The 13,788-nt window shown below is 45.2% G+C and carries 14 protein-coding genes; 11 read left to right on the top strand and 3 right to left on the bottom strand.

Annotated features, from left to right (window positions below; translation table 11 throughout):
* Positions 1-50 precede the first annotated feature (50 nt).
* Both BLV33_RS08420 and BLV33_RS08415 read left to right on the top strand, forming a co-directional pair.
* Positions 51-683: a chromate efflux transporter ChrB gene (locus BLV33_RS08420; protein ID WP_253187003.1), complete on the top strand. Its 633-nt coding sequence runs from the start codon at positions 51-53 to the stop codon at positions 681-683.
* Positions 671-1,213 (top strand): chromate efflux transporter ChrA, encoded by a 543-nt coding sequence (locus tag BLV33_RS08415; protein ID WP_090790061.1) that lies wholly within the window; start codon positions 671-673, stop codon positions 1,211-1,213. Before BLV33_RS08420 ends, BLV33_RS08415 begins: the two co-directional genes overlap by 13 nt.
* 126 nt (positions 1,214-1,339) lie before the next feature.
* Here BLV33_RS08415 and BLV33_RS08410 read toward each other — a convergent pair whose 3' ends face one another.
* Positions 1,340-2,023, bottom strand: a complete 684-nt coding sequence (locus BLV33_RS08410; RefSeq protein ID WP_253187221.1) for an IS6 family transposase — start codon at positions 2,021-2,023, stop codon at positions 1,340-1,342.
* An 886-nt stretch (positions 2,024-2,909) separates the two neighbouring features.
* Positions 2,910-4,106 carry a transposase gene (locus BLV33_RS08405; protein WP_090790057.1) on the bottom strand — a complete coding sequence of 399 codons (1,197 nt, stop codon included), beginning with the start codon at positions 4,104-4,106 and terminating at the stop codon, positions 2,910-2,912.
* Positions 4,107-4,375: 269 nt separating this feature from the next.
* Here BLV33_RS08405 and BLV33_RS08400 point away from each other — a divergent pair, with 269 nt between their 5' ends.
* The 9 genes from BLV33_RS08400 to BLV33_RS08360 all read left to right on the top strand — a co-directional run bounded on the left by BLV33_RS08400 (position 4,376) and on the right by BLV33_RS08360 (position 12,951).
* A complete protein-coding gene (locus tag BLV33_RS08400; protein WP_139305706.1) occupies positions 4,376-4,870 on the top strand; it encodes a collagen-like domain-containing protein in 495 nt (164 codons plus the stop codon).
* Positions 4,871-5,906: 1,036 nt separating this feature from the next.
* Complete coding sequence (locus BLV33_RS08395) at positions 5,907-6,635, top strand: DUF969 domain-containing protein (RefSeq protein WP_090790055.1); 729 nt, start codon at positions 5,907-5,909, stop codon at positions 6,633-6,635.
* Positions 6,635-7,597 (top strand): DUF979 domain-containing protein, encoded by a 963-nt coding sequence (locus tag BLV33_RS08390; protein ID WP_090798772.1) that lies wholly within the window; start codon positions 6,635-6,637, stop codon positions 7,595-7,597. Before BLV33_RS08395 ends, BLV33_RS08390 begins: the two co-directional genes overlap by 1 nt.
* Before the next feature lie 14 nt (positions 7,598-7,611).
* Positions 7,612-8,241: a pyroglutamyl-peptidase I gene (locus BLV33_RS08385; protein WP_090790053.1), complete on the top strand. Its 630-nt coding sequence runs from the start codon at positions 7,612-7,614 to the stop codon at positions 8,239-8,241.
* 258 nt (positions 8,242-8,499) lie between these two features.
* Positions 8,500-8,976, top strand: coding sequence for an acetyl-CoA carboxylase biotin carboxyl carrier protein (gene accB / locus BLV33_RS08380; protein WP_253187002.1), 477 nt, complete (start codon positions 8,500-8,502; stop codon positions 8,974-8,976).
* 33 nt (positions 8,977-9,009) lie between these two features.
* On the top strand, positions 9,010-10,362 hold the full coding sequence (accC, locus tag BLV33_RS08375; protein WP_090790049.1) for an acetyl-CoA carboxylase biotin carboxylase subunit: 1,353 nt from the start codon (positions 9,010-9,012) through the stop codon (positions 10,360-10,362).
* A gap of 25 nt (positions 10,363-10,387) precedes the next feature.
* The gene (gene pxpB, locus BLV33_RS08370; RefSeq protein ID WP_090790047.1) at positions 10,388-11,158 is read left to right on the top strand and encodes a 5-oxoprolinase subunit PxpB; all 771 of its coding nucleotides are present in this window, start codon (positions 10,388-10,390) and stop codon (positions 11,156-11,158) included.
* On the top strand, positions 11,155-12,174 hold the full coding sequence (locus BLV33_RS08365; RefSeq protein WP_090790045.1) for a 5-oxoprolinase subunit C family protein: 1,020 nt from the start codon (positions 11,155-11,157) through the stop codon (positions 12,172-12,174). Before pxpB ends, BLV33_RS08365 begins: the two co-directional genes overlap by 4 nt.
* A complete protein-coding gene (locus BLV33_RS08360) occupies positions 12,175-12,951 on the top strand; it encodes a LamB/YcsF family protein (RefSeq protein WP_090790043.1) in 777 nt (258 codons plus the stop codon).
* On the opposite strand, the gene BLV33_RS08355 is transcribed toward BLV33_RS08360, so the two are convergent.
* Complete coding sequence (locus BLV33_RS08355; RefSeq protein ID WP_090790041.1) at positions 12,941-13,708, bottom strand: IclR family transcriptional regulator; 768 nt, start codon at positions 13,706-13,708, stop codon at positions 12,941-12,943. The genes BLV33_RS08360 and BLV33_RS08355 overlap by 11 nt on opposite strands.
* Positions 13,709-13,788: the final 80 nt, after the last annotated feature.

Below are 13,788 nucleotides of genomic sequence, written 5' to 3'. Positions count from 1 at the left end.
CCAGGTTTTGATTACACGGTACAAAAGCCGTATGGGAATGGAGTTATAACATGGAGTATCAAGAAAACCAACAGTCCACAGTATATGCTCAGCTCGCTTGGGCGATGTGCAAAACGGGGATTTTGGGCTACGGGGGAGGTCCCTCCGTCATTCCGCTGATTCGCTATGAGGCCGTAAACAAATACGGCTGGATGAAGGATGAGGAATTCGGTGAAATTCTTGCGCTCGCCAATGCGCTTCCCGGACCTATCGCCACCAAAATGGCCGCCTATTTAGGCTATAGCCAGAGGGGAGTTTTAGGAGCCGTCATCGCTGTGCTATCGCATATCATCCCCTCCTCCATTGCTATGATCGCTTTACTCTCGGCGGTGTACGTATTGAGCGGCTCGAAAATCATTCAAGGGATTATCTCCACCGTCGTGCCCGTGATCGCGGTAATGCTCGGACAGATGGCTTACGAATTCGGCGAACGGGCCATGAAGGGACTCGGAAAGCCGCTTGGCTTCGCCTTATTCGCCATTTCCTTTTTGCTGCTTCAGATCATTCATGTCCATCCGGCGATTGTCATTGCTATGTTTCTTTTGTACGGTGCCTTTCATTTGAAAACGCTCGGCCGGTTCAAGGAAAGAAAGCAAAGGAACAAAAATATAAAGAGGGAGGATTCCTCCACATGGACTGGATAAATCTGATCATCGGGTTCTTTATTGCCAATGTGCTCGGATACGGTGGAGGTCCCGCCTCCATACCGCTTATGTATCAGGAGATCGTCACTCATTATCATTGGGCGGACGACCAACAGTTTTCGAATATTTTGGCACTTGGCAATGCATTGCCCGGTCCGATCGCAACCAAAATTGCCGCCTTTGTCGGTTACGATGTGTACGGTTTAACAGGTATGGTTCTAGCTCTAATTGCCACAATTCTCCCCTCCGCTGCCGCGCTTATTTTACTGCTTAAGGTGCTGCAAAAGTATCGGAATTCCTCGGCAGTTAAAGGCATGACAATGCTAGTGCAGCCGGTGATTGCCATTATGATGCTTATCTTAACCTGGCAAATGGGATCCAACTCCATTCATACCCTCGGCATCTTGCAGTCTTTGTGCATAGCAGCTGTGGCCTACTGGTTATTGGGCATAAAAAAGGTTCATCCTGCAATCGTCATTTTAGTTGCTTTTGTTTATGGTGGTGTAGTTGTGGCCCATTTCAGCATTTAGTTGTGGTATTTTTAATGTTGAGTCTTATTTTTGTCGTAGGTTTTGATAGACCTCAAGTTATTGGGTTATGGTGCAACAATTAATTAAAAAAGCAATTGCCCGATAAATTGTAGATTGTCTATACCACTACCCTAAAATTTTGTTGATCCATTCAATAGCAGTGAGGACAGACGAAGTTTCAACCTGCCCTTTCCTAATCATATGCATAGCCTCGATTCCCTTTAACGTCTGTTCTGCGGTTTGGAACGTTTTGAAACCAAGCATTGGTTTTGTGATTTTCTTAATGAACCGATGATCTTGCTCCACAATATTGTTCAGATACTTGGTCTGTCTAATCGTGGTTTCCTTTGGCATGGATTTCTCACTCATTAATTCTAGTATAGCTGGTGGGTACGCTGGATTTTTATCCAAAGTGATCACACGTGGGTTTTGATTATGGGTAGAAGACAAAGCCTTTGTAAAAAAGCGCTTAGCTGCCGCCATATCTCGATTTTCAGATAACATAAAATCAATTGTTTTCCCCATAGAATCAACAGCCCTATATAAATACTTCCATTGACCTTTGACTTTAATGTACGTTTCGTCCGTTCTCCATGAATCGTTTGTAGGTTTCAAAAAGGGGCGGATTCGTTTATCAATTTCGGGTCCGAACTCATGGACCCATCTCATAATCGTCGTATGAGAAATCTTTAATCCCCGTTCACCCATCATTTCTACGATATCTCGATAGCTTAAACTATATTTCAAATACCATCTTACGGTTAGTAAAATAATCGATGATTCATAATGCTTCCATTTGAATAAATTCAATTGCGTTCCCAAAGTAAGTTGCTCCATCCCATGACTTCAATTTCAGTTATGTTATCATGAATTAAAGCTTTGCACCACAACCACTCATAAGACCCAGACATTCTCGTCTGGGTCTTTTTTTGCGCTTGTCTATGCACGACGGAAGTGTTATGTATTGTTAAACTGAGTCAAGAAAGAAAGGTTGGTCAAAAGGTGCATAATTATGCATTAGGGATGAATGCAGCGTTTTTTAATTACAATTTTATCTGAAAAACAGATCCTCAAAAAATGCCCCTGATCATAAATCATGAAACAATATAGACGGAGTCACGTGGGTTTGCGGGCTCAAATTTATAATTTTTCATGAAAAATAACATTTTTTTTTGTGAAATTCCATAATTCGTTAGAGTTGTTGCAGAATTCATTAGAATCAATTCTTTATACACGACGTTGAATGTTGAAAATGTTGCCTAACCTTTAATAACTCTGCGTCAGCGGCGACAATAAACGATGAGGTGTTGGTTGTGATCCACGATCCGAAGATGGCACAGGAGTGGGAAACTGAGTTTGAAAAGATATGGATGGACACAAAGAATTTTCAAGGACGAATCCCACTATCTTCAGTTGTCTATAGCCGCCTACTCCATTTGGGTAGGCTATTTTTAATATATTTACAAGTCGAAAATATTCTCATATGATTGTCCATAGGGTGATTGGGATGTCGCAAAAATTAAAAGGCATATCAAAAATTCCAAAAATTCGGAAGGAAGTTATTGAGTATGTACATGAGCATTTTGCATAATTCCGTTTTTGACTTAAAAAGGGAAAAAACTAATAACCTCAGGGCTATTGCGTAGCTGGATTCTAAAAATAGGCAGACCTGCAGAATTTCGTGTTTGCTAATTTTTCAAACTGCAGCTACTTGGATCTTTCTAGAAGCAACGGAAAGGGCAGATACAAGCAGTACAATGGCATTCAGATACTGGTGAGTCGTTACTTTCTGAATACCCCAGACATGCATGTCGTCTGCCGTAAGATAAGTTTTCATTCTGGAGTTGCATCGTTCTACGCTGGTGCGTTCGTTGTAAAGCTCTTTCCAGCGCTTTGTGTCCCGATGCGGGCTGCAATAACGCCGGAGATCGTCCTTTACATCTACTTTAACGACCATGCCATAGTTGGAAGATGAACAGGCGGCCATGCCTAACGGACACTCGACTTTGCCTACAGCGTGAGGACAACGGAACTTCAAGTAATCGCCGTCAGCGCCCCAGTATGTCATGGAGAACCCCATCGAGCAACATGGCGTTCCGTTTGTTGTCATTGCGGCAGGCGGTTCTTTTTCTCCTCGGGGGTTGAGGGGGATAATGGCTTGCGCCCTCACGTTTCGAGCGGCTTCGTAAACCTTCATTTGGTCGTAGCCCGCATCAAGCATGAAGAATTGTGTGTTCGTTTTAACAGCTACTTTCTCAATCAGACCGGGCGCCATCTCCCCGTCATTGACATGCGCCGGCGTGACTTCCAGTGCTAGCGGAAGCTCACTTTTCGTGTCTACAGCTAGATGGAGCTTATAGCCGAACCAAGTCATTTTGTTGCCGAATGAATCAAACTTCGCACCCCAGTTCGCATCGCCGGTCTGCTCACTTTTGCGCTTGGGCTGCTTCTTCTCATAAGAATGGATGGCGGCGCTGTCGATCGCGACATGGCTGCCGTCGATGATGCCCTCATGCTGGCAGCGTTTGACCAAATCCTCGAAAAGCTGCTTTGCCAAGTTTTTCTTGGTCAACACGGCGAAGACTCGGCTTAGCGTAGAGACAGACGGCGCTTCGCGATCTAGCGGAAGTCCACACTGATAGCGAAATCGAAGATCCGTTTCCAGCCGATGATGCAAACCAGTAAACGTATGGATGTGCTCGAGCGGTGCAGCTAGAAGCGCACGTAGCAAACCTTCTCTACAGTGGCCGTCAGCGCCTCGGGGTGAACGACTTCTCAACTCTTTGGCGTAAGGACGAAGATCGAGAACGCTAAAAAAGATTGGTAATCGATCTTTTGATTGCATTTTCAGCAGATCCTCAAAGGAAAATAGACTTTCTTGGAGAATATACAAGGTGACTTCCTCCGTTCTTGGGTTTTTGGTTTGGTCACCGAAAAACTTCGCCAAGTTGGGGTGAAGTCCCTTTTTTATGCCTCAAAATCCTTGTGTATCAAGGGCTCATGTTAATGCAAAATGCTCACATAAGTAAAAAAGTTTTGCTTTTCTTAACGGCTGTTATTATCTTAAGTCTATCAGGAATTGGGGTTTACGCAGCGTCGTCTCAGGGAAATACGGGAGTCCTTCAAGCGTGTGTCAAAAAAAATGGAGAGCTTCGACTCTTAATGAACGGTAACATAAACCCACAGGATGACAAAAACCAACAGGATAACAAAAACCAACAGTGTGAAAAGAATGAACAACTGATCACGTGGAATGTTGTCGGTCCGAAGGGTGATAAAGGAGATAAAGGCGATACCGGGGCGACCGGACTTCAAGGTGCACAAGGGCCGAAAGGTGATACCGGCATTACTGGAGCAATCGGACCTCAAGGTGCACAAGGGCCGAAAGGTGACACTGGTGCTACTGGAGCAATCGGACCTCAAGGTGCACAAGGGCCGAAAGGTGACACTGGTGCTACTGGAGCGACCGGACCTCAAGGTGCACAAGGACCGAAAGGTGACATTGGTGCTACTGGAGCGACCGGACCTCAAGGTGCACAAGGGCCGATTGGTGATACCGGCGCTACTGGGGCGGGGGTCAAAGGGGACACTGGTCCAGCCGGTCCTGGGGTCAATACGTTAGTAACAGGATGGGTGGATAGTCAACCGGAAACATAATTGCTGGTTCTGGTTTCACGGCCACTAGGCTAGCTCAGGGAACGATAGTAATTACTATTCCGCACGTGCCGTATGGATACATTCCGGACGCCCCTATCCATTTTTATAGTAAATACATGCCATTCATTAGCAACGGTGAGAGTTCCACGAGCTTAGATTTTAGTACAGGGGTAATGACCATTTATGAAGCACCAAAAGGCGGTCAAATCGGATTATCATTACAGGAAGTCAAATAGGCTGGAGACAAAGTAACACTCGATCAAAGACACATTGCAACAAAAAATGTTTTCAGCCGCGGCAATCTTCAAATTCTAATGAATTCTGTAACAACAAAAACGGAGCCACGCGAGTTTGCGGGCTCCGTTTTCTAATTAATTATGAAATATCACATGGTTTTTTTTTTTGATTTCTCATAAGATGAAAAAAAATCATAATAAGTGATTAGATCATGATGAATCATCAAGTAGGTTATTTAAAAGGTTAACAATAAGTTATATTGACGATTCGTGGAAGTTATGTTCCTTATTTGACCTTTCTTAACAGATACTTCTTGTAGATTGCGTTATAGATTTTCGTGTATAGTTGACTCTACGAAGGTGAAAACAAGATTTTGGCAATCTAGTTTTGAAAGCGCTTATTTTCGTAACGACCGTTTTGTCCATAAGAATTAACGTAAGGAAATATAACATTAATGATGAAATTTTGAAATTAATGGTGATAAAATAGTAAGATTTTTAGAATAAAACAAATATCAGTAAACTATATTGACGATTGATGTCAAATAATTTATTATTATTTTATGATTTCAAATTTGGATGTTCAATTCCGAATATCGGAACAAATCTGCCAGGAATAGCTCCCATTTCACTAAGTGATCTAATCATGAAATAAGTGGTCAGCAATCGGAAGGAGAGGATTTTTGATAATTACCCGGAGTGGGTTGGAGTCCATAGCGCGGAACTCGCTCTCTAAAGCTTCGTCTTGTTTAATGGCTCGATAATTTGTTGGAAAAACGGAGAAAGGTGGGTGTATTGGATTGATTAAATTAATTGGCATTTTAATTGTAGCTTTAGGATTTGCTTTTCGTTTTAATACCTTGCTTGTTGTAATGGTAGGAGGTATTGTAACGGGGCTTATTTCTGGTTTATCGATTAATGACATTATGACAAAGTTTGGAGAAGCATTTATAACGAACCGATATATGACGATACCGATCGTACTGACATTACCGGTGATCGGGTTACTGGAGCGCTATGGGTTAAAAGAACAGGCAGAAACCTTAATTCGAAAAGCAAAAAGCGTAACAGCCGGCAGGGTCATGCTTTGGTATTTGTTTATCAGAGAATGGTCATCAGCTTTAGGTCTTAATATCGGGGGCCACCCCCAAACGGTTCGCCCAATTGTGGCGCCAATGGCAGAAGGAGCGGCAACTGCAAAATACGGTCCGCTTCCTGAGAACCTCAAGGATAGCATCAAAGCTCATTCGGCGGCGATGGAAAACGTAGGATTTTTCTTTGGTGAAGATATATTTATTGCAACAGGTGCGATTCTTTTGATGAAAGGTTTCTTTGATTCCTCCGGCTTACATGTTGGAGTATGGGACATGGCGCTTTGGGGGCTGCCGACAGCTATTGCAGTTTTCTTTTTATCTTGGTATAGATTAAGAAAATTGGATAAGCGAATTGATTTGGAAATGACAAAACGATCCGGTAACCAGATGGAAACAAATCCAAAAGTGAATTCTTCAAGGGGAGAATCTATATGATAAATATTTTTACAATAGATTACATTTATTATTTACTGGGGATTATCGTAGCTTTTGTTGCTTATCGGGTAGCTCGAAACCCGGATCATCCCACCCGGATCGGCTCAACTTTGTTCTGGGGAATATTCGCCTTTACTTTTCTATTTGGGAAGGTTATACCTAATGTGGTCACAGGATATCTCGTTCTGGTCATGGTTATCATAGCCGCTCTTGGCAAAATGAAGGCGGCCCCTGAAAAAGAACATCCTCAGTTAGATCGTGAGGAACATGCAGTTAGACTAAAAAGCAAAATATTTCTTCCAGCTCTGTTAATTCCTATTATTACTGTGATCGGCAGTTTTACATTGGATAAAATCCATTTCGGTAAAGTTAATCTTGTCGACCCGGAAATGGTTACTCTAATTGCACTTGGATTGAGCGCGATCATCGCCTTCATTGCGGCCAAATCTTTAACGAAGGCAAAAATGTCCGTTGCAATGAACGAAGGTAGTCGACTCACGGAAGTCGTTGGATGGGCGATTATTTTGCCTCAAATGTTATCGGCGCTTGGAGCTATTTTTGCGCAAGCCGGTGTGGGAGATGTTGTATCCAAATTGGTAGGAAATGTTCTTCCAACTCAATATCCATTCGTTGCAGTCGCCGCTTATTGCATTGGAATGGCTGTTTTTACAATGATTATGGGGAATGCCTTTGCGGCGTTTGCAGTCATTACAGGAGGTATTGGTCTTCCGCTTATCGTTCATATGCATGGCGGAAATCCGGCGATTATGGCGGCCATTGGCATGTTTGCCGGGTATTGCGGAACATTATTGACGCCTATGGCTGCTAACTTTAATATCGTCCCAGCTATGCTTCTTAATTTAAAGGATAAAAACGCGGTCATCAAAGCCCAAATCCCTATTGGTGTACCCCTTCTAGTAATTAACATCCTGCTGATGTACTTCCTTGTTTATCGATTCTAGTTTGGAGGGTTTAAATGAAAATCTTAATTTCTGGATTTGAAGTGTTTGGCGGCAGTACGATTAATCCGACAGAAAAATTGGTTAAAGCCATTGCTAGCGAAACATTCGCAGGGGTGGAACTGAAAACTGTGTTATTGCCAGTAAATTATGATGAATGCGTTGAAGCAATTATTAAAGAAATCGAGGCTTATCAACCGGATGCCGTCATTTCGTGCGGTTTATACCATGGAAGAACGTCAGTTACTCCCGAGCGAATTGCAGTTAATGTGAAGGATACCGCGGCAGATGCTCCATATGCAGATAATAAAGGAGTCAAACCGACGGATGAACCGATTAACCCTGACGGTCCGGATGCGTTATTTACACAACTACCGGTTCGTAAAATGGTAAATCGATTGAATGAAGAAGAAGTGCCGGCATACATTTCCAATACCGCAGGTACTTTTATTTGCAACAATACGATGTATGGTGTTTTAGACTATATCCGTAAAAACAATATTTCCACGATTGCAGGATTTGTTCATTTTCCAGCTTCAACGGAGATGGCAGTTGAAAATCCTTTATTGCCTGCTTTGCCGCAAGAGACGATGCTGCAGGCCCTGCGTATCATCATTCAAACTACTATTGAAGACCTGCAAAATTAAGAATCTATTTGATATGCACAAAGTTAGCCGCAAGTTTCCGCCTGGTACCGGCATGGTCCCAGGCTATTTGTTTGGCATCGGTTCCAACCATGCAATAATGGTTATGATAAAGTTCATTAACGTTACCAGGTTGCTTGTAATGTTAAATAAGTCTTGCTACAATAAAATTTGTAATTTCATAAAACGGTATTATCATTCCGAGTATCGGAATAATTAAAGTCAAACTAACAAATGCTTGTTGAAGGAGTGACACCCATTTTGTTTTCAAAACAGGAATTGCAAGAACTGATAGAAACCGTAAGCCAATATCCCATAAAGACGTTCAAGTATTCGGATGGAACCACCAATATCGTAATAAAGAAGGATCGTCCTGCTTCAATGAAGCAAAAGAACCTGGACGTTCCAATGAGTGAAGCAATATCCGATTCGGAAGAAACCCCAGGCTTGCATAAGATTTCAACATCTGAAATTTATCCGGAGCCATTGCAACCGGAATTGATCCCTGTTACTGCACCGATGGTAGGGACATTCTACACGACCGCAGAGCAGGGGAAAGCACCTTTTGTGCAAGTGGGCGACAAGGTGACCGCCGAAACGGTGTTATGTATACTTGAGGCGATGAAACTGTTTACAGAAGTAACAGCGCGCATGAGCGGTGAAATCGTTGAAATTGTTGCTGAAGAAGGGCAACTAGTAGAGTATGGTCAGACCTTGTTTTTAGTAAAGCGGGATTAACGTTATTTAGTTAAGCGGCAGGAGGTATGCCTTATGTTTAAGAAAGTATTGATCGCAAACCGTGGGGAAATCGCGGTTCGCATTATCAGGGCATGTCGGGAGCTCGGCATCGCAACCGTGGCTGTTTATTCCGAGGCCGACAGGAAATCGCTGCACGTCACTATGGCGGATGAAGCTTATTGTATCGGACCGGCTGCTTCGAAGATGAGCTATTTACACATCCCCAATTTGATGGCGGTTGCCTTATCTACGGGCGTCAACGCTATTCATCCGGGTTACGGATTTTTAGCTGAAAATGCGGAATTCGCTGAGATCTGTGCTTCCTTTCATGTCTCCTTAGTCGGTCCGGATGCCGAGGCAATCCGCAACATGGGCGACAAAGCTGCCGCTAGAGCCATGATGAAGAAGGCAGGTGTGCCTATCGTCCCCGGAACGGAAGGATTGATTGAGACAACGGAAGAGGCGCTGCGCGTTTCCGCGGAAATTGGCTATCCTGTCATTGTAAAAGCTAGCGCCGGCGGCGGCGGAAAAGGGATGCGGGTGGCTCACAATGAAGAGCAGCTGTTGGAGGCTATTGTACAAGCGCAAAAAGAAGCTGATGCGGCGTTTGGTCATTCGGGCGTATACCTCGAAAAATATTTGGTGGGTCCTCGTCATATAGAAATACAGATAATGGCAGATCGGCAAGGTCAAGTCGTTTATTTGGGCGAGAGGGATTGTTCGATTCAAAGGCGGCACCAAAAGCTTGTTGAGGAATCACCATCACCGGCGCTTAACCAAAGTCTTCGCGAACGGATGGGTGAAGCGGCGGTAGCCGCCGCGCGTGCAGTTAACTATTACGGTGCGGGGACGGTCGAATTTTTGCTGGACCAATACGGACAGTTTTATTTCATGGAAATGAATACGCGGATACAGGTAGAGCATCCAGTAACTGAAATGATTACCGGAATTGATTTGATTCAGGAGCAAATCACGGTATCTGCAGGATTCCCTCTTTCTTTCAGTCAAAGCGACATCCGGATGAACGGATGGGCGATGGAATGCCGAATTAATGCCGAAAATCCGGCCGCTCAGTTCATGCCTTCTCCCGGTCGGGTAATGACCTATCTGCCTCCCGGGGGCTTTGGAGTTAGGGTGGACAGTGCGATGTATGCCGGGTGCGAAATATCGCCATTTTATGATTCGATGATCGCAAAACTGATTGTTTGTGGAAAAGACCGGCAGGACTCCATCCGTCGGATGAAGAGAGCGCTGCGCGAATTTGTTGTCGAGGGAGTCAAGACGACGATTCCTTTTCACCTTGCCCTGCTGGAGAACGAGCAATTCATCCAAGGGAATTTCGACACTCATTTTTTGGAATCGAACGAAATATCCATTTTGGAATAACGAATGTAAAGTAAGGAGGAGACATATGTCGGGCCTATATGAAGCGGAAGAGAATGGTGTTCGTTTTCTGCCGCTTGGCGACAGAGCGATCGTCATCGATTTGGGTGGCGGCATCCATCCGGACACCCACGCGAAAATCAAATCGTTGTGCTTTCAATTGGAGCTGAATCCTTTTCCCGGCATCGTGGAGATCGTGCCGGCCTTTACGACGGTCTCTGTTTTTTACGAACCGATGAAATTGCGTGATCCGAACACGGGAGTCCAATTGCCGCATTATGGCATTACGGCAGCTCGCTCCCCTTTTGAGGTTGTCAAGGAGATCGTCAGCCGGATGGTTTCGTTTTTGGATTCGACTACGCCCGAAAGCCCCAAGGTCGTAGAAATACCGGTTTGCTACGGAGGGGAATTCGGGCCTGATTTACAAGATGTAGCGACACATACTGGGCTGAGTTCGGAGCAAGTCATCAAGATTCATTCAAGCCAAGATTATTTGGTATATATGATTGGATTCGCTCCGGGCTTTCCTTATCTCGGAGGGATGTCGGAACGTTTAGCCGTTCCAAGACGAAGCACTCCGAGACAATCCATTCATCCCGGTTCTGTCGGCATCGGCGGCAAGCAGACCGGTGTATATCCGATTTCCACTCCAGGTGGTTGGCAATTAATCGGAGAAACCCCATTGAAGCTGTTTCGTCCTGATCAACCAGAGCCGAGTTTGCTGAAAGCTGGCGACATTGTCCGATTTCTGCCGATTCAGCCAGATCAATTTGAAGATTGGAAAGAGGATTGCGTATGAGTCTCCATATCATAAATCCGGGTCTTTTATCTACAATTCAAGATCTAGGGAGGTTCGGATTCCAAAATCAAGGGGTCATTGTTTGCGGAGCAATGGATTCGTTCGCCCTTCGTGCGGCAAATGTGCTTGTAGGCAACGGACAAGGTGAAGCGGCATTGGAAATCACGCTGCTGGGACCGTCCATTCGCTTCGAGGCCGAAACGCTCATTGCCATATGTGGAGCTGATCTTTCTCCTATCATCGATGGACAGCCGGTTCCATTATGGAGGCCTGTTCTCGTCAAAACCGGAAAAGTGCTTGAATTTGGAGCCTGCATGCAAGGGACGCGCGCTTATTTAGCCGTTGCGGGAGGAATCGACGTTCCGCTCGTGATGGAAAGCCGCAGCACCTATCTGCGTGCGGAACTAGGAGGTCTTGATGGGAGGGCGATGAAAGCAGGAGATGTGCTCCTCAGCAGGTCTGTTTCCGAAATTCCGAAAAATTATATAAAGAAAAGCTTGAGAGCTTTAAAATCGAGACCTTTTGCTGCAGCCCCATGGTTTATCGGTTCTCCGGCCCGCCCCGCATATGCGAGAGAAGCGGTGATCCGCGTAATTCGCGGTCGCGATTTTGCGTATTTTACCGAAGATAGCAGGAATGCCTTTGTAAGCCAACCATTTCGCGTTACGCCTCAATCGGACCGGATGGGTTACCGCATGGAGGGTCCGGTGCTCGAATTGGAATCGCCTCTGGAACCGATCTCCCAAGGGGTATCGTTTGGAACGGTTCAGGTTCCTTCGGAAGGTAACCCGATCGTTTTAATGGCGGACCGGCAAACGATTGGGGGTTACCCGAGCATTGCGGAGGTGGCTACTGTCGATCTTCCCGTACTAGCTCAAGTGAAACCGGGTGAGTATGTCCGGTTTACCGAAATATCTTTGGAGAAGGCAGAGGAATTGTATATCGACATGGAACAGTCATTTGATCTGACGGCCAAAGCGATCGGGCTTTATCTCATGAAAGAAGGTGGCGTTTAAATGTATGAAGTGGACTTGAACTGTGATATGGGTGAAAGCTTCGGTGCCTATCGATTAGGCCAAGACGAGTTGATCCTCGAATTGGTTACGTCCGTTAATATTGCATGCGGTTTTCATGCAGGTGATCCAAGCACGATGAGAAAAACGGTAAATCTGGCTTTGAATAAACAGGTGGCTATCGGTGCGCACCCCGGGCTGCCGGATTTAGCGGGTTTTGGTCGACGAAATATGTCGATTTCTCCCCAGGAGGCATTCGACATGACCGTGTATCAAGTCGGCGCTCTGGATGGTTTTGTTCGGTCCGAAGGCGGAATCATGCAGCATGTCAAGCCGCATGGAGCCTTATACAATATGGCGGCTCAGAACGGCGAGCTGGCGCGAGCGATTTCCGAAGCTGTGTATAAAGTAAATCCAGAACTGGTCTTGTACGGTCTCTCGGGCAGCGAACTGATCCATGCCGGAGCTCAAATCGGGCTGAAGACGGCAAGCGAGGTGTTTGCCGACCGGACCTACTGCCGTGATGGAAGCCTTACCCCGAGAAGCGAACCGGACGCTTTAATCAGCGACCCGACGCAGGCGGCAGCCCAGATCGTGCGAATGGTGACAGAGGGCATCGTGCGTTCGCGGGAAAATGTGGAGATTAAGATTACTGCCGAGACCATATGTATTCACGGCGACGGCGAGCATGCGCTGCAATTTGCAGGCAGCATCCGTGAAATGCTTCTGTCTGAAGGGATCCGGCTTCGATCCATAAGAAATGTTAGTTCTATCCAATAGGACCTTGCTTAACACGTCCGAGCTGATTGGAAATGCGATTCGCGGCGTTTATCGTTTTATCGACTAATTCCGGAATTCGAGCCTCATGGAAGCTTGTATGCAAACCTGACAAGCTAAGGCTGGCTGCGACGCCATCATGGTTAAAAATAGGCGCGGCCACGGCGGAGCTGAAATTACGCAGTTCCGAATGGCTAACTGTATATCCGAGCTTCACGGATTGTTCAATTGTTTTCAACAGTTTATTCTTATCGGTAAACGTGCCGTCGGCGCAGGGAACGAGCGCAGTTTCTTCAATGTATTTCAAGCGTTCTTCCACAGGCATATAGGACAGCAAAATTCGGGGACACGCTCCTGCATAAAGAGGGGCCCTTCGTCCAATTTGTGTGTACACTCTAACTGGTTGATTAGTGTCGACCTTTTCGATATAAATGGCTTCATTTCCTTCTCTGATTACAAGGTTGACGGCTTCGTTCACATCATCTCGCAGTTCCTTCATAATCGGCAAAGCGATCTGACGGATATCCAAACGTTCTTTGACGAACTGGCCATATTGAAGAAACATCAAACCGAGCTGGTACTTACCTGCCGAGTTTCTTGTCAGCAAGCCTACTTCCTCCAGTGAACCTATCATGCGGTGCGCAGTAGTCTTGGACAGCCCGGAAATATTGGAGATTTCCTGCAGTGATAGACTTTCATGTTCTACAAACAACTCCAAAATTTCTTTCGTTTTCGTGACGGTTTTATTTTTGTTTTGCATGTTCCCTCCGTGTTCCGCAATTTGGAATTATTAATCTAAATTTTACAATACACAAGAAAAAAACTCAACCATTTTGAAGG

This window comes from Paenibacillus sp. GP183 (assembly GCF_900104695.1).
GTDB lineage: Bacteria > Bacillota > Bacilli > Paenibacillales > NBRC-103111 > Paenibacillus_AI.
Note: the sequence above shows the minus strand (reverse complement) of the source record. Positions and strands in the feature narration are given on the sequence as shown.